At 64.3% G+C, this 24,592-nt stretch carries 20 protein-coding genes and 1 tRNA gene; 4 read left to right on the plus strand and 17 right to left on the minus strand.

Features of this window, described 5'->3' with window-relative positions; genetic code table 11:
- Window positions 1-10 precede the first annotated feature (10 nt).
- From ACM61V_RS00575 to ACM61V_RS00585, 3 genes are read right to left on the minus strand one after another with little or no spacing between them, the layout of a single operon-like run.
- Entirely contained in the window at window positions 11-1,693 is a 1,683-nt protein-coding gene (locus ACM61V_RS00575) for a serine/threonine-protein kinase (RefSeq protein WP_249341355.1), read from the minus strand.
- Between the two features lie 2 nt (window positions 1,694-1,695).
- Window positions 1,696-2,436, minus strand: coding sequence for a LysM peptidoglycan-binding domain-containing protein (locus tag ACM61V_RS00580; RefSeq protein ID WP_137785106.1), 741 nt, complete (start codon window positions 2,434-2,436; stop codon window positions 1,696-1,698).
- Window positions 2,433-3,998 (minus strand): putative bifunctional diguanylate cyclase/phosphodiesterase, encoded by a 1,566-nt coding sequence (locus ACM61V_RS00585; RefSeq protein WP_137785107.1) that lies wholly within the window; start codon window positions 3,996-3,998, stop codon window positions 2,433-2,435. Before ACM61V_RS00585 ends, ACM61V_RS00580 begins: the two co-directional genes overlap by 4 nt.
- Window positions 3,999-4,586: 588 nt before the next feature.
- Between ACM61V_RS00585 and ACM61V_RS00590 the strand changes: the two genes are divergently transcribed.
- Window positions 4,587-5,354, plus strand: a complete 768-nt coding sequence (locus ACM61V_RS00590; protein ID WP_419713739.1) for an SDR family NAD(P)-dependent oxidoreductase — start codon at window positions 4,587-4,589, stop codon at window positions 5,352-5,354.
- A gap of 5 nt (window positions 5,355-5,359) precedes the next feature.
- A complete protein-coding gene (locus ACM61V_RS00595) occupies window positions 5,360-6,271 on the plus strand; it encodes a glycosidase (RefSeq protein ID WP_137785109.1) in 912 nt (303 codons plus the stop codon).
- Window positions 6,272-6,376: 105 nt separating this feature from the next.
- Here ACM61V_RS00595 and paoC read toward each other — a convergent pair whose 3' ends face one another.
- The 6 genes from paoC to ACM61V_RS00625 all read right to left on the minus strand — a co-directional run bounded on the left by paoC (window position 6,377) and on the right by ACM61V_RS00625 (window position 12,751).
- A complete protein-coding gene (gene paoC / locus ACM61V_RS00600; protein WP_137785110.1) occupies window positions 6,377-8,584 on the minus strand; it encodes an aldehyde oxidoreductase molybdenum-binding subunit PaoC in 2,208 nt (735 codons plus the stop codon).
- Window positions 8,581-9,540: an FAD binding domain-containing protein gene (locus ACM61V_RS00605; RefSeq protein ID WP_137785111.1), complete on the minus strand. Its 960-nt coding sequence runs from the start codon at window positions 9,538-9,540 to the stop codon at window positions 8,581-8,583. The genes paoC and ACM61V_RS00605 overlap by 4 nt, the downstream gene beginning before the upstream one ends.
- Window positions 9,537-10,169, minus strand: coding sequence for an aldehyde dehydrogenase iron-sulfur subunit PaoA (paoA, locus tag ACM61V_RS00610; protein ID WP_137785535.1), 633 nt, complete (start codon window positions 10,167-10,169; stop codon window positions 9,537-9,539). The genes ACM61V_RS00605 and paoA overlap by 4 nt, the downstream gene beginning before the upstream one ends.
- Before the next feature lie 116 nt (window positions 10,170-10,285).
- Complete coding sequence (locus ACM61V_RS00615) at window positions 10,286-10,948, minus strand: hypothetical protein (protein ID WP_137785112.1); 663 nt, start codon at window positions 10,946-10,948, stop codon at window positions 10,286-10,288.
- A 69-nt stretch (window positions 10,949-11,017) separates the two neighbouring features.
- A complete protein-coding gene (locus ACM61V_RS00620; protein ID WP_249341357.1) occupies window positions 11,018-11,827 on the minus strand; it encodes a hypothetical protein in 810 nt (269 codons plus the stop codon).
- An 833-nt stretch (window positions 11,828-12,660) separates the two neighbouring features.
- A tRNA-Ser gene (locus ACM61V_RS00625) sits at window positions 12,661-12,751 on the minus strand.
- A 94-nt stretch (window positions 12,752-12,845) separates the two neighbouring features.
- On the opposite strand from ACM61V_RS00625, the gene ACM61V_RS00630 reads away from it, so the two are divergent.
- Complete coding sequence (locus ACM61V_RS00630) at window positions 12,846-13,829, plus strand: peptidylprolyl isomerase (protein ID WP_137785174.1); 984 nt, start codon at window positions 12,846-12,848, stop codon at window positions 13,827-13,829.
- Between the two features lie 2 nt (window positions 13,830-13,831).
- Here ACM61V_RS00630 and ACM61V_RS00635 read toward each other — a convergent pair whose 3' ends face one another.
- The 7 genes from ACM61V_RS00635 to ACM61V_RS00665 all read right to left on the minus strand — a co-directional run bounded on the left by ACM61V_RS00635 (window position 13,832) and on the right by ACM61V_RS00665 (window position 23,154).
- The gene (locus ACM61V_RS00635; protein WP_419713740.1) at window positions 13,832-14,416 is read right to left on the minus strand and encodes an ABC-type transport auxiliary lipoprotein family protein; all 585 of its coding nucleotides are present in this window, start codon (window positions 14,414-14,416) and stop codon (window positions 13,832-13,834) included.
- 5 nt (window positions 14,417-14,421) lie between these two features.
- The gene (locus ACM61V_RS00640) at window positions 14,422-15,387 is read right to left on the minus strand and encodes an MlaD family protein (protein ID WP_137785176.1); all 966 of its coding nucleotides are present in this window, start codon (window positions 15,385-15,387) and stop codon (window positions 14,422-14,424) included.
- Window positions 15,387-16,223, minus strand: a complete 837-nt coding sequence (locus tag ACM61V_RS00645; RefSeq protein WP_137785177.1) for an ABC transporter ATP-binding protein — start codon at window positions 16,221-16,223, stop codon at window positions 15,387-15,389. Before ACM61V_RS00645 ends, ACM61V_RS00640 begins: the two co-directional genes overlap by 1 nt.
- Window positions 16,223-17,320 (minus strand): ABC transporter permease, encoded by a 1,098-nt coding sequence (locus ACM61V_RS00650; RefSeq protein WP_137785178.1) that lies wholly within the window; start codon window positions 17,318-17,320, stop codon window positions 16,223-16,225. The genes ACM61V_RS00645 and ACM61V_RS00650 overlap by 1 nt, the downstream gene beginning before the upstream one ends.
- An 85-nt stretch (window positions 17,321-17,405) precedes the next feature.
- Window positions 17,406-18,671, minus strand: coding sequence for a DUF445 domain-containing protein (locus ACM61V_RS00655; RefSeq protein ID WP_249341366.1), 1,266 nt, complete (start codon window positions 18,669-18,671; stop codon window positions 17,406-17,408).
- A gap of 88 nt (window positions 18,672-18,759) precedes the next feature.
- Complete coding sequence (locus ACM61V_RS00660; protein ID WP_137785179.1) at window positions 18,760-21,975, minus strand: efflux RND transporter permease subunit; 3,216 nt, start codon at window positions 21,973-21,975, stop codon at window positions 18,760-18,762.
- A gap of 6 nt (window positions 21,976-21,981) precedes the next feature.
- On the minus strand, window positions 21,982-23,154 hold the full coding sequence (locus ACM61V_RS00665) for an efflux RND transporter periplasmic adaptor subunit (RefSeq protein ID WP_419713741.1): 1,173 nt from the start codon (window positions 23,152-23,154) through the stop codon (window positions 21,982-21,984).
- Window positions 23,155-23,354: 200 nt separating this feature from the next.
- Between ACM61V_RS00665 and ACM61V_RS00670 the strand changes: the two genes are divergently transcribed.
- Window positions 23,355-24,068 carry an SIMPL domain-containing protein gene (locus ACM61V_RS00670; protein WP_137785181.1) on the plus strand — a complete coding sequence of 238 codons (714 nt, stop codon included), beginning with the start codon at window positions 23,355-23,357 and terminating at the stop codon, window positions 24,066-24,068.
- A gap of 68 nt (window positions 24,069-24,136) precedes the next feature.
- On the opposite strand, the gene ACM61V_RS00675 is transcribed toward ACM61V_RS00670, so the two are convergent.
- Complete coding sequence (locus ACM61V_RS00675) at window positions 24,137-24,394, minus strand: GlsB/YeaQ/YmgE family stress response membrane protein (RefSeq protein ID WP_137785182.1); 258 nt, start codon at window positions 24,392-24,394, stop codon at window positions 24,137-24,139.
- Between the last annotated feature and the right edge of the window lie 198 nt (window positions 24,395-24,592).

Raw genomic sequence — 24,592 nt, forward strand, 5'->3', positions numbered from 1 at the left:
TTCACTCCGGTCAGGCGGCCAAGCGCGACGAGATCACCGTCGCTCGAACCTGTGCGTCCTTGTCGTCGGTCTGACCGTTGGCAAGCAGTGGTTCGACCGCCGCCGCCGCGCGATTGAACGAATCGAATGCGGCGCCGAGCTCGTCAGACCGATGATGCGAGATTCGCATTGCGAACCCGGCCTCGGGCGCCGCATCAAGCGCCTTGCGCAACCGCGCGAGCGGCCGCGCGACCATTGCGCCGCTGAGATAGCCGATCAGCAGCACGACGAGCATCACCACCGCTGACAGAATGACCAGCGAGGTCAGCGTGCTTGAAAGCGCCGCGTCAAGCGAGGCGCGCTTCACGACCAGATCGACCCGCCCGAAATCGGCACCGGCGTATCGGATCGGTTGCAGGAAGCGGATACCCGCGCCGCGGCCGCGATCGGCGGCAGACGCCACCTGCGTGCCATCGACAGGTTCCATCAGCGGCTCACCGACCGGCTGTGCATAGCGCTTGCCGATCAGGCTGGCATCTCCGGCAGCGCGGACAATCCCGCCCATGTCGACGACGACAAGATCACGGATCGCCGGGTCCTTGCTGGCTGATACCGCGAACGCCTGGAGCGCCGACCAATCCTGCTGGTTGGTGGGCAGGCCGGCATTCTCCGCCGCCAAGACCGCCGCATTGTTCGTGACGAACGTCGCCGTCGATTTGCCCGCCACTATCGCCAGATGTTCGAGTGTCTGGCGCTCGCGGCCAAGTGTCGTGGTCACGCAGATAGCGAGTGCCGCCGCAGTAACGGTGGCGAGCGCCAGGGGAAGCTTCATCCGCAGGGGCAATCCCCGCTTACCCGCCGGCGCCTCGCTGTGCGCGGCGATTTCTCGCGCCAGCGCGGCGGCGAGCGCATCGCCGTCGGCAAAGCGCTGCTCCGCTTTCTTGGCGAGCAGCTTGTCGATGATGAAGCGCAGCCCCGGCGGGCAATCACCCACGCTGCGATCGATCGGCTCCACCTTTTCCTGGGCAATCTGGATCGCAAGGGTTGCGAGCGCCGTACCGGGGAAGGCGACCTTGCCGGTGATCATTTCGTAGAGCACCACGCCGAGCGAAAACAGGTCTGATCGCTGATCGACTGGCAGGCCGAGCGCCTGTTCGGGGCTCATGTAACGCGGTGTGCCGACCAGCTGGCCAACCTGCGTCTGCGCAAGCTTGCGGTCCGCAGCGGCAGCGTCGGCCTCGCCAACCCGCGCAACGCCGAAGTCGAGAAGTTTGGCGGTTTTGCCGTCCGCCGACAGCAAGATGTTTGATGGTTTGATATCACGATGCACGACGCCGCAGCGATGCGCATACGCAACCGCGGTGGCGAGCTGCGCGCCGATCGCCAGCACCCGTTCGTAAGGCATGCGGCCCTGCTGTTGCAGCGCCACGTCGAGCGGCTGTCCGTCGATCAGTTCCATTGCGATATAGGCGGCACCCTGCGCTTCACCGACGTCGTAGATCGTCGCGATATTGGCGTGGCTGAGCGCTCCCGCCGCGCGCGCCTCTCGCAGGAAGCGGGCGGCGATTTCGGGATCGCAGGCGAATTCGGGCTTGAGCACCTTGATGGCGACCGTCCGGTCAATATCAGGATCATGCGCGCGATAGACGTCAGCCATCGCGCCTTCGCCCAGGCGGCCGTCGATGCGGTAGCGGCCAAGCATGCCCTGCGCCATCATCACTTCCGTGCCCGCACGGTCGCCGCAATCCGCTCGGCGCGGGTCAGGTCGCGGGCGATCAGCGGATTGGCGGGGTCGAGCTGCTTCGCGCGGCGCAACAGGCCGACTGCACGATCGACACGGCCCTGGTTGAGCGCGGCAAGGCCTGCCGTTCGCAACTGACGCGCTGCGGTCGGGTTGGTGCCCGCGCCTGCCGCTGGCGCGGCTGGCTTGGGCACGGCGACCTTTGACCTGGGCGTCGCGACAGCAGTGGCTGGCCTAGCAGGCTCAGGCTCCACATGGCGCAAAGGTTCGGGCCGCGGCTGTTCGCCGGGAATGCGAAGCACCTGCCCCGGCGACAGGGTCACCGGCGCCTTGAGGGCGTTATACCTAACCAGCTGATACGCCTTGAGCCGGTTACCAAGGAAACGCTGCGCGAGCTCTTCCATAGTGTCGCCGGCGCGGGCGGTGTAGAGATAGCTCTGCGGGCCTAGCAGCTTTTTGGGATCGTCCTTGATCGATCCGGCAAGCATGGCCGCCGCCGGGTTCATCGGGTCACGTTTCAGGATGGACTTTAGCTTGCCGGCCGCCGCGCTCTCCTTGCCCTGCATCAGCAAATCGAACGCTACCTCGGTATCGATCGCGGGGCTGACCGCGCTCTTCGGCGGCGGCGGCGCGGACTTCACGCCGCCCGATCCACCGCACCCGGCCAGTAGCAGCGCGCTCAATCCCGCTGCTATTATCTCGATACGCATACTCATGCCCTCAACTTCTCTTCGATCTGGTTCGGCGTCACGCCGAGCCGCAGCATCTCGGTCAGCCGCGCGCTGTCGCGGACGAAGGCAACGAACGCCTCGCTTCGCATCGGTCGCGCGAAATAATAGCCTTGAAAGTGCTGGCAGCCGTGGCGGCGCAGCCACTCATATTCTTCGCGCCGCTCGACACCCTCGGCGAGAACGCGGATGCCAAGCCCTCGGCCAAGTGCGATGATCGACTGGCAGATTGCCTGGCTATCCGTGCGCGTATCGACACCGGTGACAAACTCGCGGTCGATCTTGATCTTGTCGAACGCCAGCGTGCGTAATGAACTGAACCCCGAATAGCCGGTGCCGAAATCGTCTACGGCCAGCTTCACGCCTATCGCGCGCAACCCCTTGAAGATTTGGCGGCAGTGCTCTGCATCGCTGGTCGCGACGCTTTCGGTGAGCTCGATCTCGAGCGCGCTCGGGCCGAGCTCATGACGCTCCAGCGTGCGCTGCACCAGGATTGGCAGATCGTCGCGCTCCAGCTGCAGACCCGATACGTTGACCGCGACCCGAACATGTTCGAGCCCATGCGTCGCCCATCGCTGCGCCTCACGCGCTGCGGCGTTCAGCGCCCACATGCCGATTTCGCTGGCCATCCCCATCGCCTCGACGATCGGGATGAAGCGTGCCGGGGGGACCGCACCACGTTCGACATGGTTCCAGCGGATCAGCGCCTCGGCCCCGCACACGCGACCCGCGCCAGCATCGATCAGTGGCTGGAATTCGAGCCGCAGTTCGCGCCGCGATATCGCCTGCCGCAAATCCTGCTCGAGCGCGTAGCGATCGCGCGCGAGGTCCGCATAGTCGACGGCGGGCTGGTCCGGCTTTGGTATCGCCCCTGCCGGCAAAGCGAACAAAGCAAGAGTTCGCGCGATCAACGCGCCGGGTTCGATCTCATCGGCCTCATCGAAGCGCGCCTGACGAATGCCAATCTGGGGAATGATCGTAGTGCCGTTGTCTTCGATCGCCTCGCCCAGCGCGTAGCCGATCGCTTCTAGTTCAGCTTGCGCGGTCGCTACGGCGACCGCGCCGCCGAACCACAGCCCGACGTGGCCACGATCGATCTGCGCGATAAACCGGTCAGGCGGCAGCATGCTACGTAGCCGCGCCGCCGAGGCAGCGAATATGCGCTCGCCAAGCGCAGGATCGAACGCCGTGAGACGATCGAAATCGGTGAATGCGATCACGCCGAGCATGCCGGTGCGGTCGGAGTTCATCTGCGCGAGCAAGGCCTCGCGCACCGGCAGGCCACTGATCGGGTGCGCGGCCGCCATTCGGTGATTGAGCGCCGCCATCTTCCGCTCGATCGCTGCGAGGCCGTCTTCCAAACTGTCCGAAGACGACGCGTCGCCGCGTACAGCGTCGATGCGTTGCGCCGCGTTGTCGACTTTGCGCAGCAGTCGCCACGCCCAGGCGAGCAAGCCGATTGCTGTCACCGCGAACAGGACGGCGGCGCTGATACTGATTGTCGAGGCCGCTAAAACCGCGGCCGCCACCATCGCGGACGGCAATGCCATGCGAATTGCGACGGAGGGTTTAGTCGAACGGTCCACCCATTCGACCTAAGCGCAAAAAGATACGATACTCTTAATTGAAACTTGATGTAAATCAGTCTCTTGCCGGATTGTGTGGGCTCCGAAAGACGTCTGCCGCGCCGAACCGAGTTGTATGTGTCAATTGCTCATGACGCCCGCTTTTGAAAATGCATTTGAGCTGGCCAGCGATCGCACCGGCGGGCGCCGCAGCCCCCTTTCTGTCTCCAACATTATGTGACGAGGCAGACGAGCTTGCCCGAGCAACTGATCCTCGATTGCGGATATTGTGGCGCCTTCGCGGTCGGATTCATCCACCCTTGGAACTAATGCACCAGTGCGCGGTTGGCGGCTGACATCGCGGGGCAACACGTCCGGCGGAATAGCTCTGCGGGATGTCCATGACGGCAAGTATGTCCACCTTCTCGCTTGGGTATTGTTCCACGAGCCTCTCTTCGTTTGATGGCGAATCCGCGATCATTCCGGCACTCTCGAAATCCTCGGTGGCTCCCGTAAATGCCTCGCCACGCACAGTCGCCCGGCAAGCGATCAAAACCTCAGCGGAGATCGACCATGTTCAACGGTAGCGTAGCGATCGTAACCGGCGGCGAATCGGGTATCGGTGCGGCATGCGCCAAAGCACTGGGCAATGCTGGCGCGCACGTAGTAATCACCTACTTTCGTGACGCGGCGGCAGCGCAGCAGATATGCGCATCGATCGGCGATGCCAGCCGCGCCATGGCTGTCCAGACGGACGTCGGCGACGAAGCGGCTGTTACCGCTCTTTTCGCAACTACCGAAAAAGCGTTCGGCACGGCCACCCTCCTGGTCAACTCCGCCGGTTTGAACATGAGCGGCGTTCTCCTCGCCGACATGGAACTTGCTCAGTTTGACCGTGTGATGCGTTCGGACTTGTATGGTCCATTCCTCACCTGCCGCGCTTTTGTCCGCGGCTTGGAAGCAGCGAACTTGAAGGGGCGGATCGTCAACATTTCGTCGATCCACGAACGTGCTCCCCGACCCGGGGGCGTCGATTATGACTCGGCGAAGGGCGGCCTTTCGCAACTCACGGCGACGCTCGCGCTCGAACTCGCGCCGAAGGGTATCGCGGTCAACGGCGTCGCGCCTGGCATGATCTTCACGCCGATGAATCAGTCGGCGCTCAGCCATCCAGCGGAATTAAGGGCAAAAGAAGCGGCGATCCCGTGGGGACGCGCCGGACAGCCCGATGAGGTCGCGTCGCTCGTTTCATATCTCTTGTCGCCGGCGGCTGACTATATCACCGGCACCACGGTGACGATCGACGGCGCATTGTCACTCACCGTAGCGCAAGGCGCCTAGAGCCGATGCCCACCAAGATCGATTTCGACGTCGAGCAAATCGATGCAGCCACAGTCGCCGGCCCACCCGCCGTCTCTCAGCGCGATCTGATGAGTCCCTATGTCTGGCAAAGGCCCGACGGCAAGTTCGCGATGCTCGTGCGCGCTGTCCCGCGCGCGGACTATGATCATGGTGCCGCCGGTGACACGGGCACGATTTGGCATGCGCTGTCCGATGATGGCCTTAGTTTTGCCGTGGAAGGTGGAGCGGTGCTGAGCCCGGGGCCGGGCCCGGATGACATCGGCGGCTGTGAAGATCCCACTCCCGTGGTGATGCCCGACGGCAGCCTTGTGGTATATTACACCGGGGTCGATGGAACGCGGGCGCATGCCCAACTGCTCTACGCAACCGGGGACTCGCTCTCGACGCTGTCAAAACAAGGCGTCGCCATGCTGAACTCCGGCAGCGAGGGCAATATCAAGGAGGCGACGGTCGATCGCACGAAAGCGGGCAAATGGCGTCTGTTCTTCGAATACGCGCATGCCGAAGCCTCGCTTGTCGGCCTGGCTATCGGTCAAACCGTGTCGGGGCCCTGGGACAACCAGGCTCAACCGTTCGCGCCGCGCACTGATAGCTGGGATAGCTGGCATCTGTCGACTGGTCCGCTGCTGACGGCGGACAAAGACACCCCCGTGATGTTCTACAACGGCGCCACGCGCGACGCACATTGGCGAATCGGGTGGATCGCTTTCGACGCGGAATACGAAAACGTGGTCGATCGCTGCATCGAGCCACTGATAACGCCACCGCCGACATCGCAGCAGAATGCCAAGGACATCGCATTTGCAGCCTCCGTCGTGGTCGTCGATGGTGCGATCTGGCTCTATTATTCGTTAGAGGACTCCAAATTGTATCGGGCGATCATCCGCCGGTCTTGAGCTTCTGCGCCTGGCGGACAAGGATCGTCCGAGGGGCGCCGCGACACAAACGTGAACGGCGGGAACAAGACACTTCGCTGCCGCGACAGCCATTCCTAGACGCTGTCACATTGACGGCAAGCGATCGATGAGGCGGTCGAGTGTTAGCGGATAATCCCTGATCCGCACGCCAGTCGCGTTGTAAACTGCATTGGCGATCGCCGCCCCGACGCCGCACAGCCCGAGCTCTCCCACGCCCTTCGCCTTCATCGGCGACGATTTGTCATCAGGGTAGTCCAGGAAAATCACCTCCTGGTGAGGGATGTCGGCATGGACCGGCACCTCGTAGCTCGCGAGGTCGTGATTGACGAAGAAGCCGAATCTTTTGTCGACCGCTAGCTCCTCCATCAGCGCGGCGCCCACGCCCATCGTCATGGCGCCGATCACCTGGCTGCGGGCAGAGATCGGGTTGAGGATGCGCCCCGCGTCGCACACCGCGAGCATGCGCCTGATGCGGATCTCGCCGGTGTAGCGATCGACCCCTGCTTCGCAGAAATGCGCGGCGAAGGTCGATTGCTGGTACTTCTTGTCGAGGTCGCCGTATTCGATCGCGTCCTCGGCGACCAGCTCGCCATCGCGTGCGGCGTCGCTCAGCCTGGCCGAACGATTGCCGGCGTGTACCTTCCCGTCGCCGAAGCTGGCGTCGGCCGAATTGAACCCGAGCTTTTGCGCGACCTGCTCGCGCAGCTTGACACACGCCGCATAAACGCCCGAGGTGGAATTGTTCGCACCGAACTGCCCGCCCGATCCGCACGACGTTGGGCTAGCGGAATCGCCCAGCCGAACCACGACGCCATCGAGATCGACCCCCATCATCTCCGCCGCCGTCTGCGCGATGATCGTGTAGCTGCCGGTGCCGATGTCGGTCATATCGGTCTCAACCGTGATGACGCCGCGCTTGTCGAGCCGCACGCGCGCGGCCGATTTCTGCAAGAGGTTGTTGCGAATACCCGCCGCTACGCCAATCCCGACCAGCCAACGTCCATCGCGCACCTGCGCAGGCTTGGCATTGCGCCTGGCCCAGCCGAAGCGATCAGCCCCGGTCTTCAGGCATTCGACAAGATGGCGCTGGGAAAACGGCCGTTCGGGCTTTTCCGGATCGACCTGCGTATCGTTCTTGATGCGGAACGCGATCGGGTCGATCCCGAGCTTCTCCGCCATCTCGTCCATCGCTATCTCGAGCACCATCAGCCCCGGCGCCTCGCCCGGTGCGCGCATGGAGTTGCCCTCCGGCAGATCGAGTTCGGCGAGGCGCAATTCGGTCAGCCTGTTCGCGCCGGCGTAGAACAGCTTCGACTGGCTGACCGAGGTTTCCGGCCCGCCATCGGGTAGGTTGCCCGACCAGCCCTGATGCGCGATCGCGGTAATCGTTCCGTCCTTCTCGCAGCCGATCTGGACGCGCTGGATTGTCGCTGCTCGATGGGTAGCGTTGTTTATCATCAACGGCCGCTGCATCGCGATCTTCACCGGCCGCCCGCATGCCTTTGCTCCGAGCGCCGCCATGATCGCGTCGGCGCGGACGAACAGCTTGCCGCCGAATCCCCCGCCGATGAAGGGAGACGACAATTCGACCTTATCCTTGGGCAGATTGAGCGTCTTCGCGACGTCGCCGACGCCCCAGCCGATCATCTGGTTCGATGTCCACAACTTAAGTTTGTCGCCACGCCACTCGGCCATCGAGGCGAACGGCTCCATCATCGCGTGGCTTTCGTCGGGCGTCGTGTAGGTCGCGTCGAGCGTGACTGGCGCCTTGGCGAAAGCAGCCTCGAAATCCCCCGCTGTGGTGCGCGCCGGCCCGCCAAGCCCGTCGTCCTTCGGAACAGGCGCGTTAGCCCGTTCGGCAGCGAGATCGTATTTGCCCTTCGCGCGAGCATAGTCGATTTTCAAAAGCCCGGCTGCCGCACGCGCCTGTTCGAACGTTTCCGCGACGACCACCGCTACGGCCTGATGATAATGATCGATGTCCGGCCCACCAAGCAGCTTGGCGGTGTTCATCTCGCCTTTGCCAAGCTTGCCGGCATTCTTGTATGTCACGACCGCAAGAACCCCCGGCGCCGCCTCAGCCGCTGCCGCATCGATCGCGTTGATCCGGCCCTTGGCGACCGCGGCACCGACGATATAGCCGTAGGCTGGGTCGGCGATCTGATCGTGGCGCTCGTAGGCGTAGCGCGCGGTTCCGGTCGTCTTGAACTTTCCGTCGATGCGCGGGATCGGACGGCCGACGTGCTTGAGCTGGTCGATCGGGTTGGCGCCCGCAGGCTCGGTGAATTTCATGCCGTTTGCTCCCGGGCCTCATCAATGACGCTGGCGAGCGCGCGTTCCGCGAGCGTCAGCTTGAACGCATTCTCCTTGGTCGGGCGCGCGTCGGCGAAGACCTGCGCCGTTACCGCCTTGGCGCCGCGTGCCGCCTCTTGCTCCGCCGCCTCGACGCGCCACGGCTTCGGCGCGACGCCGCCGAATGCGAAGCGACCGGAGCCGTCCTTGGCCACGACGGCCGCGACCGACACGAGCGCGAACGCATAGGACGACCGGTCGCGTACCTTGCGATACAGGTGCACGCCGCCGGGCGGCTTCGGCAGCGTGACCGCGGTGATCAACTCGCCGTTCTCAAGCACAGTGTCGCGTTCGGGATGGTCGCCCCACAAACGGTGGAAGTCTGCGATTGGAATGGTCCGTCGCCGCCCATCGCCACGCACCGTTTCAACGCCCGCGTCGAGCACCCGTAACGCCACCGCCATGTCGCCGGGATAGGTGGCGATGCATGCGTCCGAGGTTCCGATCACGCCGAGCTGGCGCGAATAGCCGCCGATCGCGGCGCAACCCGACCCAGGCTTGCGCTTGTTGCAGGCCATGTTGGTATCATAGAAATAGGGGCAGCGCGTTCGCTGGAGGAGATTGCCCGCCGTCGTCGCCTTGTTGCGCAACTGGCCAGACGCGCCCGCGACGATCGCGCGGGTGAGGACCGCGTAGTCGCGACGCACGCGCTTGTCAGCGGCGAGCCGCGTGTTGCTGACCAGCGCGCCGATCCGTAACCCGCCATCATCGGTCGCATCGATCGTGTCGAGCTTGAGATCCTGCACATCGACCAGAACCGACGGCGTCTCGATCTCCAGCTTCATCAGATCGAGCAGATTGGTCCCGCCGGCGATGAATTTGGCGCCGGGCTCTCTCGCGACGATCTGTGCCGCTTCGACCGGATCCTTTGCGCGGGTATAGGTGAACGCCCTCATGCCTTGTCCCCAACGATCTCGGCCATGGCTTCGGCGATGTTCGAATAGGCTCCGCAGCGGCAGATATTGCCGCTCATCCGCTCGCGCATCTCGACCGCGGTAAAGCCTGGTTCTTGAAGCAGATCGTCCTGCACGTGGCTTGGGATGCCGGCCCTGATTTCGTCCAGCACCGCGACCGCAGAACAGATCTGGCCCGGCGTGCAATAGCCGCATTGGTAACCGTCGTGCTTCACGAAAGCCGCCTGCATCGGGTGCAGCTTGTCGGCGGTGCCCAGCCCCTCGATCGTAGTCACCTTGTCGCCCTGATGCATGGCGGCGAGCGTAAGGCAGGAGTTGATCCGCTCGCCATTGACGATGACGGTGCACGCGCCGCACTGGCCGTGGTCGCACCCCTTCTTGGTCCCGGTCAGATGCAGATGCTCGCGCAGCGCGTCGAGCAGGGTCGTCCGCGTATCGAGCGTCAAATCGTGGCGCTTCCCGTTCACTGTCAGGCTGATCGGCAAACGCGGCGGAGCCACCGCCTTTGCCGTGACGGGCGCAGCCTCGGCCGCCGGCACCACCGCCAACGCGGCCGCTGCGCCGCCGCTCGCCAATACGTTTCGTCGTGTCACATCCAGCCCTTCGCGCATTGCCGAACCCTTCAGATTTGACACGACAACGCCCGTCGACGCTTTTCGATGCTATCAGATGGTCGTCTTGTCAGGCGTCGAACGCCCCACAGATTTTCGGGGCGCCGCACGCATGGCTAGGCGCGGAACAAGATCCCTATTGCGACGAGCAATATGAAGCCTTCGACCAGGCCGAGAATGGCCGACAAGAGCGCCAAGCCGAGTCCAGTCGGTCGTTGTGCCCGGAACCATCTGGTTTCGACCATGACATAATAGAGCAGTGCGGCAGACGTAATTATGGCCCCCGCCGTTCGAGAGGTCTGCCAGTGCGACGTCCCGATGGCGGTTCCGATGCTGAGGCCCAGGGCGAATATGCTTGCGGGGTAGCATTGCGCGTAGAATGGCATACGCAGGGTTGACCGGTTCAACGGCTGCTTGCGCCCGCGCACCAGGCGCACCGACATGACCAACGGAAAGATGGCGAAGACGATCAACCTGAACACCAGGGCAGTGCTGTCGTCCGATACGAGACCAGCCAAGCCACGGTGGCTGGCTTCGATCTCATCCGTCTGGCCGAGTGCCACAGCAAAGCCGTGCGACAACGCGAGCGTCAATGCGAGAAACAGCGGGGGGCTGATCGCATCCGCATATTGCTCCGCATCGGGGAGAGCGAGTTGCTGATCGGCATAATTCATCGTCGACAGCGGACGAGATAGCGTGCGCCATAGTGTCAATGGATAGAAGATCAGCCAGCTCATCACCTCGTACAGAAGCTCGTCGAGCGAGTTGAGCCATTTCATGAAGTCCATGGCACACCAATGATTCGCAGTAAGGGGATGGGCTGGACGGCGTTTTCCGTCCGCGCGCGCTTAAAAGCGTCGGCTGTCGTTCGCTCCGACAAGGTCGCATTCGCCCCGGAACGCATAGCTGGCCATTCCGACAATGCTGATTTGCCCCGAGCGCCGATTGATGGTCAATTCCGGCTTGTTCAGGCCGTTGAGCCGGTAGCGGCCTGAGATCATATCCGGTCCGATGGACACATTATAAAGATCCCACCAACCATCGCTTCCCCGCGTATTAAGCGGAGGGATGAGCTTCTTGGGCAAACGGATGCGTCCGCCTCCAGGCCAGACCTGTACCATGACCGAAGCGTCGAACTGCTCTGCGGTCAGTTCGGTGTGATTGCCATATACGTAGCGATCCCGTCGATCGTCCCACGTGTAGCCGTAGGTGGTTGCCGCCCGGGGCCTCTGGCCACCGCCGTAACAGACCAGCCCAAGGCGACCCTGTGATCTTCCATCATACTGCCCGGATGCGTCGCGTTCGGGCGCGTATGTGTCCGACGCTGTCGCGTAGCTCGGCGTTCCGGTACGCGGTAGCGCTGGCTGATAGCCGAGGTCGGGATGATAAGCCGAGCCGGAGCGCCGATCTTTGTCACGCCGATCTTCTCCAGCGCTTTGTCGCTTGCCGCAATCGGGCGCGGGCGATGATGTAATCGAGGCGAAGCGACCATCCATGGTTGCGACCGTCACGCATTGCCTCGACCGCTCGTTCCACCAATAGGTATAGGAACGATCGTCGCCTTTCCGACCACCGACATCTTCATAACCACGCCGTTGCAGCTCGCTCTCGCCGCTCGACCCGCGCGCGCCCACAAGGTCGCCGAGGCCGACCGGCATTTGCGCCAAGGATATCGAAGCCCAGCCAATGCAGCACGTCGCTGCACATGCACATAGAACGCTTCTCATGATGCCGCTCCCCCGTTTCTAAGGTTCCGCCGCCAGCTTATTCTAACGGCGGCTTGAACGCCATGCATCCGCTTGGTGAAGGCAAACGTTAACCGGCCACGAGACCGGCGCAGCGTATACGTTCGGAGGGAACGCCGCTGCGCGGTTTGCCCTTTTTATCGCCGGGCAGCTGCGAATGGCGGTGTCGACGATAGCGTATCTCGAGCTGGTGGCGACGAGACAACGTCCGGGTTTCAAACACAGCAGCTGATCGACGCCGGCTCAAAGTGACCATTGATCGGCTGGCGGCCCGCCGCGAATGGGCGGCATCGTCCGCTCCGGCATCGAGCCTCGAGGCGCTCGCGCGGCCCGCATGGTCATGCGCCCGCGCTCGGTGATCCTCGCAATCGGTAAGCCCGGCACAGACGCAAACTTGATGTGACTTGATGGAGCGCCTTGATTTTACAGGGTTCACGTCAAACCCACGACGTCAAGTCAATCTGACGGAGAAGGCTGCCACGTGTGGAAGGCCGCAGAAATGCTGGATTTGCGCCTGCGATTTGTCGCGTACGGTGTGTGCCCCTGTTCACAACTTTGGCGTCGCCGCCTGAAGGCGATCCCATCTTGAACAACCATCATGGCATCCACTCCGGCAGGGAGGTGCGGCAGCGCCTTTCGAGCGGAATTGTCCCGTGGTGTCCGGCTTCAAGCGAGAGCGCAATTGGGGAGCGATTGTGGGAACCGGGGATATATCTTGGATTTTATCAAACAAAATCAATGGTTTTTGGCGGAGCGGGAGGGATTCGAACCCTCGATACGGTTTTGCCGTATACTCACTTTCCAGGCGAGCGCCTTCGACCACTCGGCCACCGCTCCGCATGCACTGGGAGGCGACGCCCTAAGCTGGCTCGCGGCATGACGCAAGGGTTCGTGATTGCATCATTCCTGCCCACACGGCAGCATCACGCGCATGATCGCTGAAATCCTCGCGCTGCTCGCCATGCCCGCTGCCCCGGCAAACGCGACCTCGAACGCCGCTGCTCCCGGGCTTGCTCCGGCGGAGGTCGTCAGTCGCGCATCTCCATCGGAATGGCGGGCCATCCCGGCTTCTGACATCATGGTGGTGGAGCTCGCCCCCGCCGCCGGCGGCGTCCGCCGTCGGGTGGTCGTTCAATTACTGCCGTCGCCTATCTCGCAGGGGTGGATCGGCAACATCCGCCAGCTCGCCAAAGCACATTGGTGGGACGGTACAAGCGTGAACCGCGTGCAGGACAATTATGTCGCGCAATGGGGCGATTCGACTGAAAAGAAGCCGTTGCCGCCCGGCCTCGCGACCATGTCGGACAAGGATTATACCGCCGCTATCGGCGAAACCTATCTGGACGGAGCGATGGTGCGGCAAGCGCATTCGCGCGATTTCGTGGGGCGCGTGGCGGAAAGCGGGCGCGATGCCTATGCGCCTCTCACCTTCACCTGGCGGAGCTGGCCGATGGCGGCCGAGCGACGCGGCGCCCCCGGTTCTGCGGCGTTGACAGTCGCGTGGCCGGTGCATTGCTACGGCATGGTTGGCGTTGGTCGAAACATCGCGCCCGATACCGGCAATGGGGCCGAGCTATATGCGGTGATCGGCCATGCCCCCCGTCACCTCGACCGCAATATCGCGCTGGTCGGGCGGGTGATCGAGGGAATCGAGCACCTTTCTTCGCTCCCCCGCGGTACCGAGGCGCTCGGCATGTATGCGACGGCGGCAGAGCGGGTGCCGATCATCTCCGCCCGCATCGCGAGAGACCTGCCGCCACCCGATCAGCCCCATTTCGAATATCTCGCCACGGATAGCGACAGTTTCGCCCGGTATGCGGATGCGCGCGCCAATCGTCATGACGCGTTTTTCATCCGTCCCGCCGGCGGGGCCGACATATGCAACGTGCCGACACCGATCCGGCGCGCGAATTAAGCCTATCGGCCGACCCAGTCGGCTACCTGCGCGGCGACCTGGTTTGCGCCCCGGTTGAGCGCCGGGCCGACGGAAGCCGCATCGATCTTCGCGATCGGCACGCGCGCCTCGAACCGCTGCTTCTCGACCTTCCCGTCGCCGCCGCGCACCAGCGCCGCATCGAACGTCACGATCGCGGAGGAGGACGCGGCATCGATGCCGAAATTACGCAACTCGCCGCCAAGCCTCGCGCCCGGATCACCGAAGGATTGCGCCGCGCCCAGCACCACGCGCCCGGTGCGCGCGGAGATCGTGTCGGACAGCAGCCGCGCGAACAATCGCTGGGGTGCTTCCACCCATTGCGCGTCCTTCACATAGGCGACGGAGGTCGCGCTCGACTGCACCGGCACGCGCGCGGTGGAAAGCGCCTGCGGCACCACCGGCACGCTGATCGTCATCGTCTTCGCGCTGGAGGCATCCTGCTCCTGCCCCGGTTTCACCTGCTCCACAGCGGTAAGATCAAGTAGCGAGGGCGGCGGCTTGGCACCGAAGCTGATGCAACCGGCGAGCGGCAGCGCCGCAAGGAAAATAGCAAATCGCTTCATCATCCGCCTCACTTGCCGGGCTTGTAATCTGGGAGCCGCTGCTGGCCGATCAGCGAGCCGGCACCGTTACGATCGACCTTTTCAGCCACCGAAGACAGCGCCGCCGCCATATTGCGCAAATCGTGCACGAGTTGCCCGACTTCCGGAATGGTCTGCTTCGAGAAGGTCTGCAGGCCCGGCCGCGCGTCGTTCACCGCCGCGTTCAGCGTATCCGCGCTCTGCTTGGCCGAGCGGATCGCATCGTTCAGATTGGCCATCGCCGGCTTCACATCTTCCGACAATACGCCGTTCGTGGTCTGCGCGAGATTGCCGATCTTCTCGGCCGCATCCCCGGCCTGCTGCACCGCCACACGGGTCTGCGCGAGCGTTGCCGCAATTTCCGGCCCGCGATCGGCAAGCGCGCGGCTCAACCGGTTGGTATTGTCCAGGATGCCAGCGATCGATGCCTGGTTCTTGTCCGATACCAGCCCGGTCAGCTTCTCGGCCAGTGTCGACAGCCGTTCGAGCAATTGCGGCGCGGAATTCAGGATCGCGCCCAGCCCGCCCGCCCGCGTCGGGATCACCGGCACGCCATAGGGGCATTGATTGGCGGCATCGTTCTCCGGGCATGCGATCGGCGGCGCGCCCTTCACCGCGCCATCGAGCGTGACGGTGCTGGTGCCCGTGAAGCTGCCCTGGATCGTCGCGGTGGTTCCCTGGAGTATCGGCGTATCATCGTTCACGCTAATGCGCACGCGGACGAACTGCGGATCATTCTTCCACAGCTGGATCGACTTCACCTGGCCGGAGGGCACACCTGAGTAAGTGACCGTCGAACCCTTCGCGAGGCCATCGACCGATTGTTTGAAGAAAATGTCATATTCCTTCTCGGTCGCGCCGCCAAGACGCGCGATCCACACCGTGAATAGCGCCAGCACCGCGAGCAGGATCAGCACGACCGACCCCACCAGAACGTGGTTGGAACGTGTTTCCATCAGTCAATCCCCGCCTTCTCGCGCCCGGCCTGCGGCTCAGAGACCTGTGCCTCGCGGGTCGCCACCGCCGCCCGGCCGCGCGGGCCGTTGAAATATTCTTGAATCCACGGATGATCCAGCGCGAGCAACTCCGGGATCGTGCCGACGGCGATCACCTTCCTGTCCGCCAGCACCGCGACCCGGTCACAGATCGCATAGAGCGTATCGAGATCGTGGGTGATGAGGAACACCGTCAGCCCCATCGTCTCCTGCAGCGAACGGGTCAGTTCGTCGAACGCGGCCGCGCCGATCGGATCGAGCCCGGCGGTCGGCTCATCCAGGAACAGCAGTTCCGGGTCCATCGCCAGCGCGCGGGCAAGCCCGGCACGCTTTTTCATGCCGCCGGAAAGTTCGGACGGGAATTTCGGGCCCGCCTCCGCGGGCAGCCCGCTCATCACCACCTTGTAGGACGCGATCTCGTCAAGCAGGGCCAGATCAAGCTCGGGATAGAATTCGCGCAACGGCACCTGGACGTTTTCCGCCACGGTCAGCGTGGAAAACAACGCGCCGCCCTGAAACAGCACGCCCCAGCGCTTGCGGACGTTCACCGCATCGGTTTCCTCGCGGCCGATCGTCGATTCGCCGAAGACCGTGATTTCCCCTTCATCGGGGGTCTGAAGTCCGATGATCGATCGCATCAGCACCGATTTGCCGGTGCCCGATCCGCCGACCACGCCAAGGATCTCGCCGCGCCTGACATCCAGATCGAGCCCGTCGTGAATCACCTGCTCGCCATCACCGAAGCTGGTGCGCAGGCCACGCACGCGGATGATGAAGTCTTCGCTCTCGTCTGCCATCAGTTCCACCCTACCGAGGTGAAGAACACCGCGAAGAACGCGTCGAGCACGATCACGAGAAAGATCGCCTGCACCACCGCCGCCGTCGTGCGATTGCCGACCTGCTCGGCGTCGCTCTCCACCTGCATTCCCTGGAAGCAGCCGGCCACGGCGATGATCGCGCCAAACACCGGCGCCTTGACCAGCCCGACGTAAAGGTCGGTGATCGGCACCACCTCGCGAATGCGCGCGATATAGGTGACCGGCGGGATGCCAAGGTTGATCCAGCACAACAGGCCGCCGCCGATGATCGCCACGATCGAGGCATAAAAGCCCAGCAGCGGCATCAGCGTGATCGCCGCCAGCGTACGCGGCAGCACCAGCGCTTCCATCGGGGAAACGCCGATCGTGCGCATCGCATCGATCTCCTCGGTCAGCTTCATCGTGCCTAGTTGCGCGGCAAACGCGGAGCCTGATCTGCCGGCGACCATGATCGCCGTCATCAGCACCCCCAATTCGCGCAGCGTGATGCGGCCGATCAGATTGATCGTATAGACCTCCGCGCCGAATTGCCGGAGTTGCACCGCGCCCTGCTGCGCGATGACGATCCCGATCAGGAAGCTCATCAACCCGATGATGCCGAGCGCGGTGACGCCGACCACCTCGAACCGCTGGACCGTGGCATTGAAACGAAAACGGCGCGGATGGCGGATCACATTGCCAAATGCGATCACCGTCGCGCCGAGAAAACCGAGCAGGCCGAGCAGCGTTCTGCCGGCGGTGATCGTCGCGGTGCCGATCTCGCCCAGCACGCGGGTGAAGGCGGTGACATGGGTTGGCCGCATGGCGACCACCTGATCGGCGCTCTCGACATGTTTGAGCAGCCGGGCGCGCTCGCCGTCCAGGCCCTCGATCTTGGCATCATGTTCATGCGCGAAGCGGTGGATCAGCCAGGCGCCGATCGTGTCCATCCGCTCGATCGCGGAAAGATCGACGCGGCGCACGCCCTCGCCCACGCCGCGCAGGCGTTGCGGAAGATCACCCAGCTTCGGCAGCGACAGGTCGCCGCTGAAGCGCAGGGTGCCGTCATCCTCGCTGAAATCCGCCGGTGCGCCCATCATCGCCCTCCTTGCGGGAAAGCGGCGGTCACGGCAAGCGGCGCTTGTCGCGCAATCTCGAACACGGGCGTGGCTAAATCGTCGTTCAAATGGCGGCATCCACCGCATGGATCGCCAGCCCCACCATGCCGCCCACCAACGTGCCGTTGATGCGGATGTACTGGAGATCCCGGCCCACCGCATTTTCCAGCCGGCGCGTGATGGTCTGCGCATCCCAGCCATGCACCGTCTCGGAAACCAGTCGAACGATCGAATCGCCATAATCCGCCGCCGCGCCGACTGCCGCGCGGCGCACGAAGCGGTTGAGCGTGCGTTGCAGGCGCACATCCTGTTGCAGTGTCTCGCCGAGCTGGTTGAATGCCTCGCGCATCTTGCCCGCGAGCAACGCCTCCGGATCGCGCGCGACGCGCAACATTCCGGCGCGCGCCTGTTCCCACAGCCCGTTGATCCAGTCCTGCATCGCAGGGTTTTCGAGCAGCTCCAGCTTCAGTTCCTCAACCCGGCCGATCAGCGCGGGATCGTGCTGCAGGTCATGAGCGAGTTTCACCAGCCCTTCCTCGGCCTTTGCGCGCAACGGGTGATCGACGTTCTCGGCCATATCGGCCAGCATCCTGTCGAGTCCGTCGATGATCTTGTTGGCCAACGTTTCGTCCAGCCCTGTCCAGCGCATGATCGATCCGGCGCGGTCATGCACCATGGTGCGGACGATCGGCTGGTTCGCCTCCAGCACGCGGCCGGCCCAGCGCACGATCCCGTTGAGCACCGGCAAATGGCGATCCTCCGCGATCGCGGCGACGAGCGCGCGGCCCAGCATGGGCGAAAGCTCGATCGCCCTCACCTGCCGCACCAGCGCGCCGCGCACCATGCCGCCCAGCCGTTCCTGATCCAGCGCCTGAAGCACTTCCACCGCGAGGCGCGATACGCCGCGCGTCAGCCGCGAGCCGCCGGAGGTGGGATTGGTCAGCCAGCGCCCGGCGGCGCTCGCAAGATCGATCCGCCGCATCCGCCGCGCGACCACTACCGGAATGAGGAAATTGTCACGCAGGAACAGCGCGAGTTGATCGCCGATGCGATCCTTGTTGCGCGGTATGATCGCGGTGTGCGGGATCGGCAGGCCCAGCGGGTGGCGGAACAGCGCCGTCACCGCGAACCAGTCCGCCAGCCCGCCAACCATCGCGGCTTCGGTGAACGCGCGGACGAACCCCCATGCCGGATGCACCGGCTGCATCGTCCGCGCGATCGCGAAGGCGATCGCCATAAACACCAGCATCGCCGTGGCGATCACCCGCATACGCACCAGCCCGGCGGGGGCTCTTTCACGGGGAGGACGCCGGCGGACGATCAGGTTCATTGCCGAAACAATCCCCAACTCTCCACTTTGTTCAAGCGGAGTTGCGGAAAGACGGGCGACAGCCGTTCAGGGCGCCGCCCGCTGGATATCATTCGGCGGGTTGCGAACCATCGTCGTCATAGCCGATCCGTCCGTGCGGCGCCGGCAGCGGTCCGCCGCCGGGCTGGTGTTCGATCGCGCCACGCCCGTCATCGCCGGGGCGATAGGTGAGCAGCCGGTGACCGATCCACGGGCCGATCCGCCGCTCGATCCCGATCGCCAGGCTGAACGCGGCCGGCACGATCAGCAGCGTCAGCAGCGTTGAGAGCGTCAGCCCGCCGATCACGACGATGCCCATCGGCGCACGCCACGATCCATCCCCGGACAGCGACAGCGCGGTCGGGACCATTCCCGCGACCATTGCGACGGTGGTCATCACGATCGGCTGCGCGCGCTTGTGGCCGGCATCCATGATCGCCGTGTGGACCGGCACGCCCTTCGCCATTTCTTCCAGCGCGAAATCGATCAGCAGGATCGAATTCTTGGCGACGATGCCGAGCAGCATCAGCAGGCCGATGAACACCGGCATCGACAAAGGATTACCCGTCACGAGCAGCGCGAGAACGCCGCCGAGCGGTGCTAGCATCAGCGACCCCATGTTGACGAGCGGCGGCAGCATCCGGCGATAGAGCAGCACCAGCACCGAGAAGACCAGGAACACGCCCGCGATCACCGCGAAAACGAAGTTGATGAGCATCTCCATCTGCCACTTCGCCTGGCCGACGCTCATCCGCTGGACGCTGATCGGCAGGTTCTTCATCGCCGGCAGCGCGTTCACCTTCTTCATCGCATCGCTCAGCACGAGCCCGGAGGCCAGATCGGCGCCGATCGTAAGCTGGCGCTGCTGATTGAGGCGGTTGATCTTGGTCGGCCCCGATCCGAAGCCGATCTCCGCCACCAGCGACAGCGGGACGGAGCCGCCGCTCTGCGTTTGCACCGGCAGGTTCTGGATCGTCGACAATTCCGTGCGTGACGATTGATCCAGCGCCACGCGGATCGGCACCTGACGATCGGACAGCGAGAATTTCGCGCTGTTCTGATCGATGTCACCCAGCGTCGCGATGCGGATCGCGTTCGATAGCGCGCTCGTCGTCACGCCAAGGTTGGCGGCGAGGTCGAGGCGGGGCTTGATGACGATTTCCGGCCGCTTCAGATCGCCCGCGATGCGCGGCGCGATCAGCCCCGGAACATGCGCCATCTGTCTGACGAGCTGGTCGGCGGTCTTGCGCAGCAGTTCGGGATCGTCGCCGCCCAGCGTGATCGACACGTCACGATTGTTGTCGCCCCAGCCGAACTGCGACTGGAAGTTCACCCGCGCGTCGGGGATCTTCGCCAGCTCGGGCGCAAGGCTGCGCTCGAACTGCGTCGAGGTCATCGACTTGTGATCCTTGAACACGGCGCTCACCCGGCCGGTGCCGACCTGCGTGCGGCTATAGACGCTCATCACGTCGGGCTGTTTGCGCAAGAGCGCGACGACCTTGTCCACCGTGCCCTGCGTCTGCGCGAGCGTTGTCCCCGGCGGCATGGTGATGGTGACGGCGGAACGTTCGGAATCGGTCGCCGGCTGAAACTGCAACGGCAGCATCGCGAAGCAGACCAGCGTCAGCAGAAACGCACCGGCGCCGATCCCGAGCACCCACAAGCGATGATCGCGGAAATAGCCGGTGACGCGGCGGAAACCGCCGCGCGCGCGTACGGCCGGCGCACGGCCGACATCTAGCGTCCAGTGCAGCACGCCCATGTAGAGGTCCATCAGCCTGCCCTCGCCATGTTCGGCGTGACCGAAGGCGCGCAGGAAATAGGCGGCGATCATCGGCGTGATGAGACGTGCGACGGCGAGGCTCATCAACACCGCAACCACCACGGTGAGGCCGAAATTCTTGAAGAACTGCCCCGAAACGCCGGGCATCAGGCCGACCGGGAGGAAAACCGCGACGATCGCCATCGTCGTGGCGAGCACGGCGAGGCCGATCTCGTCCGCGGCGTCGATCGACGCCTGATAGGCCGTCTTGCCCATGCGCATGTGGCGGACGATATTCTCGATCTCCACGATCGCGTCGTCCACCAGCACGCCCGCGACGAGGCTGAGCGCCAGCAGCGTCATGCTGTTCAGCGTGAAGCCCATCAGGTCCATGAACCAGAAGGCCGGGATCGCCGAGAGCGGGATCGCGAGGGCCGATATCACCGTCGCCCGCGCGTCGCGCAGGAACAGGAACACGATGAACACCGCGAGCACCGCGCCCTCGATCATCGCGTGGATCGCGCTCTTATATTGTTCAAGCGCGTATTTGGATCCGTCGTAGCGCAATTCGAAATGCACCTGCGGGTTGCGCTTTTCCAGCGCTTCCAGCTTCGCCTTCGCCTCGCGGAAGATCGTGACGTCCGAATAGCCTTTGGCGCGCTTGAAATCGAAGCTCAGCACGGGCCGGCCATCGACCGCCGCCGCGCTGCGCTGCTCGGCATAGAGATCGCGCACCGTCGCCACGTCGGCCAGCTTGACCGTGCGACCATCGCCGACGGTGATCTGCGTCTGGCCGAGTTCATAGGCGTTGCGCGCGTTGCCAAGCACGCGCAGCGACTGTTCCGCGCCCGCGATCTGCGATCGGCCGCCGGCCGCGTTGAGGTTCACCTGCCGCAACTGCTGGTTGATCTGCGTCGCCGTCAGCCCGAACGCGGCCAGCTTGGCCGGATCGAGGATCACGCGGATCTCGCGATCGACGCCGCCATTGCGCTCCACCTTGCCCATGCCGGGCACCGAGAGCAGCTCCTTCGCCACCGTGTTGTCGATGTACCAGGAGAGCTGTTCGATCGTCATGTCGGTCGAAATTGCCGAATAACTGCCGACGTCATTGTCGTTGATCTTGACGCGGCTCACCTGCGGCTCGAGGATTCCCTCCGGCAGATTGGAACGGATCTGCACGATCGCGTCGCGCACCTCGTTCACGGCCCGGTCGACCGGAGTGCCGATATCGAGCTGCACGATCGTGGTGGAATCGCCTTCGCTGACGAAGGACTGGATCTCGTCGATCCCCTCCACCGATCGCACCGCCGCCTCGACGCGCTGCGTTACCTGCGTTTCAAGCTCGCTCGGCGCGGCGCCCGGCTGCGTGATCTCCACCGCCACCGCCGGGAAGTCGATATCCGGCTCCTGATTGATGTCCATGCGGATGAAGCTGACGACGCCGGCCACCGTCAGCATCAGGAACAGGACGATCGACGGAACGGGGTTCCGGATCGACCAGGCGGAGATGTTGCGAAAACTCATCGCCGATCAGCCCCCGCTCTTGGCCAGCACCGGCGCGACCTTCTGGCCGGGATTGAGGAACGCGCCGGCCGATCGCACCACGCGCTCGCTGCCGGTCAGCCCTTCGGCGATGGCAACGTTGCGGTCGGTCACCGTGCCGAGGCGAACGTCGCGCCGCACCACCTTGTCATCCTTGCCGACGATATAGACGAAATTGCCGCGATCGTCGCTCATGATCGCGGATTGCGGCAATTGCGGCTCGCTGTTCATCCCGCTCGTCAGCGCGACCGACGCGAAGCCGCCCGGGCGCAGCGCCGGATCATAGGAAAGCTGGACGCGCACGATGCCCTGGCGGGTGCGCGGGTCGATCACCGGAGCCACCTGCCACACCCTGCCCGCGAACGAGCGCGTCTCGCCGACCGGGGTGACGGTGGCGCTGTCGCCGACATGGGTCTTGACCAGATCGCTCTCGGCGAGCTGCGCCTGCATCTCGAGCTCGCCGTTCTTCGCCATGCGGAACAACGTGCCGGAGGCGGAGCTGATGATCTGCCCCGGCTCCACCTGACGGGTAAGGATCAGGCCCGGCTCCGGCGCGCGGATATCGAGGCGCCGGTTGCGCGCGCCCTGCTCGGCCACGGCCGCCTGGGCTACCTTCAGCCGCGCCGCCGCGGCATCGCGCGTGGCGATGCGGCGCTGAACGTCGGCCTGGCTGATGAAGCCGCGCCCGACAAGCTGCTGCGCACGTTCCAGCTCCTGCTGATCCAGCACCAGATCCGATCGCGCGACCCCGATCTGGGCATTGAGGCTGGCGGAGGTCTGCGTCTGCACGGATCGGTCGACCGTCGCCAGTATCTGGCCCGCCGATACCCACTGGCCCGGCTCGACCAGGACGCGCGTCACCATCCCGCCCTCGCCGGCCACGCCGATCGGCATATCGCGCTTCGCGGCGAGCGAGCCGGTGGCGTTGATCACTCGCCCGACGGCCGCGCTGCCCGGCACCACGACGGTGACGCTCGGCGCCTGATCGGCGGGCGAGGTATGCTCGGGCGCGCCGCCACGCCGGGAGAAGAAATAGGCGGCGGCGGCCACCGCCACGATCACGGCGGCGATCACGATCCAGCGGCGGCGGCGGCGCGCGTCATGCGACGGCCCTTCGATCGCCAGATGCTCCCCTTCAAGACTGCCGGATTCGTAATTCATTCGATCCACTTTCCCGTCCCGGCGCACCCGGCCGCCCCTCGCTCGTTTATTTTTGCTGTATTACAGAAATAAATCACTTCCCTCAAGAGGGCTGATCCGCTGGCGCTTTTCCGGGCGAGCCTGGTATATCGTTCATGTGCGGTTGATCGACGCTCTGCCACAACTCGCCGCGTCAACAAAGACGGGAGCCTTCGAATCTCATGCGTTTTCTTCTCACCCTCGCCGCGGCAGGCGCCGCGATCGTCGCCGTGCCGGCGCTCGCCGCCGATACCGCGATTCCCGATGGCACGACGCTGGATGTCACCGCGACGGGGAAGGTGACGCGCACCCCCGATATCGCCACGATCCGCGCCGGGGTCGTCACCCAGGCGCCGACCGCTGCCGCCGCCTTATCGGAAAATGCTGCGCGGATGAGCCGCGTGATCCAGTCTCTGAAGGGCGCCGGGATTGCCGAGCGTGACATCATGACGAGCAATGTCGGGCTGTCGCCACAATATCGTTACCAGGAAAATCAGGCACCGGTGATTACCGGCTATCAGGCGAACAACACCGTATCGGTGAAGTTTCGCGACATCTCGCGCAGCGGCGCAGCGCTGGACGCGCTGGTGAAAGCCGGTGCGAACCAGATCGACGGCCCGTCCATGTCGATCGACAAGCCGCAGGGCGCGCTGGATGAGGCGCGGACGGAGGCGGTCAGGGCCGCCCGCTCGCGCGCGGAGCTTTATGCGAAGGCGGCCGGCCTGCGGGTGGTGCGCATTCTGTCGATCAACGAGAATGGCGAGAATGACGGCGGCTCCCCGCGCCCGCCGGTCATGTACATGGCGCGCGCGCAGAAGGCGGAGGCGGACACGCAGATCGTCGCCGGCGAGACCGACCTGTCGGTGACGCTCGCGGTGCGTTTCCTGCTCCAGTAAAAAACGAAGCGGCCGCCCGATGCATTCGGGCGGCCGCGATGTTTTCGTCGTCTGCGTTCAGGGGGCGCTTAGCGCACCGAACCGCGACGCACGAGATTGACGATCGCCAGCAGAACCACCGCACCAAGCAGCGATACCAGGAACGAGGTGAGCGTCAGCGGCGAATTGTTGATCGATCCGCCCGACAGGATCAGGCCGCCGATGAAAGCGCCGACGATCCCGACGATGATGTTCAGGAAAATGCCCTGCTGCGCATCGGTGCGCATGATGATGCTGGCGAGCCAGCCGATGACACCGCCGATGACGAGCCAAAGAATGATACCCATGACCTTCTCCCCTGCAAAGACCCAGGCACGTCCGGGCCGCGTGGAAGGATAAAATGTCGAGCGGTCATTTTTGTTCCGATCGCGTAACCTGCCCGGCCCGCCGCCCGATGCCGGGCCATCTCGCGAACGAATAAGGCGCTGGTGCTGCTTCCTCCGCCCCGCTGTTGTCCGAATACGGGAAGTAGGAATAGGCACCCG

The sequence above is a fragment of the Sphingomonas sp. TX0543 genome (genome assembly GCF_048565505.1).
Taxonomy (GTDB): Bacteria; Pseudomonadota; Alphaproteobacteria; order Sphingomonadales; family Sphingomonadaceae; genus Sphingomonas.

Excerpts from the sequence above, each read along its gene's own strand:
- ACM61V_RS00575 (WP_249341355.1), bottom strand. The coding sequence starts at position 1,693 with ATGGCGCAGGGCATGCTTGGCCGCTACCGCATCGACGGCCGCCTGGGC.
- ACM61V_RS00580 (WP_137785106.1), bottom strand. The coding sequence starts at position 2,436 with ATGAGTATGCGTATCGAGATAATAGCAGCGGGATTGAGCGCGCTGCTA.
- ACM61V_RS00585 (WP_137785107.1), bottom strand. The coding sequence starts at position 3,998 with ATGGCATTGCCGTCCGCGATGGTGGCGGCCGCGGTTTTAGCGGCCTCG.
- ACM61V_RS00590 (WP_419713739.1), top strand. The coding sequence starts at position 4,587 with ATGTTCAACGGTAGCGTAGCGATCGTAACCGGCGGCGAATCGGGTATC.
- ACM61V_RS00595 (WP_137785109.1), top strand. The coding sequence starts at position 5,360 with ATGCCCACCAAGATCGATTTCGACGTCGAGCAAATCGATGCAGCCACA.
- paoC (WP_137785110.1), bottom strand. The coding sequence starts at position 8,584 with ATGAAATTCACCGAGCCTGCGGGCGCCAACCCGATCGACCAGCTCAAG.
- ACM61V_RS00605 (WP_137785111.1), bottom strand. The coding sequence starts at position 9,540 with ATGAGGGCGTTCACCTATACCCGCGCAAAGGATCCGGTCGAAGCGGCA.
- paoA (WP_137785535.1), bottom strand. The coding sequence starts at position 10,169 with ATGCGCGAAGGGCTGGATGTGACACGACGAAACGTATTGGCGAGCGGC.
- ACM61V_RS00615 (WP_137785112.1), bottom strand. The coding sequence starts at position 10,948 with ATGAAATGGCTCAACTCGCTCGACGAGCTTCTGTACGAGGTGATGAGC.
- ACM61V_RS00620 (WP_249341357.1), bottom strand. The coding sequence starts at position 11,827 with ATGCCGGTCGGCCTCGGCGACCTTGTGGGCGCGCGCGGGTCGAGCGGC.
- ACM61V_RS00630 (WP_137785174.1), top strand. The coding sequence starts at position 12,846 with ATGATCGCTGAAATCCTCGCGCTGCTCGCCATGCCCGCTGCCCCGGCA.
- ACM61V_RS00635 (WP_419713740.1), bottom strand. The coding sequence starts at position 14,416 with ATGATGAAGCGATTTGCTATTTTCCTTGCGGCGCTGCCGCTCGCCGGT.
- ACM61V_RS00640 (WP_137785176.1), bottom strand. The coding sequence starts at position 15,387 with ATGGAAACACGTTCCAACCACGTTCTGGTGGGGTCGGTCGTGCTGATC.
- ACM61V_RS00645 (WP_137785177.1), bottom strand. The coding sequence starts at position 16,223 with ATGGCAGACGAGAGCGAAGACTTCATCATCCGCGTGCGTGGCCTGCGC.
- ACM61V_RS00650 (WP_137785178.1), bottom strand. The coding sequence starts at position 17,320 with ATGGGCGCACCGGCGGATTTCAGCGAGGATGACGGCACCCTGCGCTTC.
- ACM61V_RS00655 (WP_249341366.1), bottom strand. The coding sequence starts at position 18,671 with ATGAACCTGATCGTCCGCCGGCGTCCTCCCCGTGAAAGAGCCCCCGCC.
- ACM61V_RS00660 (WP_137785179.1), bottom strand. The coding sequence starts at position 21,975 with ATGAGTTTTCGCAACATCTCCGCCTGGTCGATCCGGAACCCCGTTCCG.
- ACM61V_RS00665 (WP_419713741.1), bottom strand. The coding sequence starts at position 23,154 with ATGAATTACGAATCCGGCAGTCTTGAAGGGGAGCATCTGGCGATCGAA.
- ACM61V_RS00670 (WP_137785181.1), top strand. The coding sequence starts at position 23,355 with ATGCGTTTTCTTCTCACCCTCGCCGCGGCAGGCGCCGCGATCGTCGCC.
- ACM61V_RS00675 (WP_137785182.1), bottom strand. The coding sequence starts at position 24,394 with ATGGGTATCATTCTTTGGCTCGTCATCGGCGGTGTCATCGGCTGGCTC.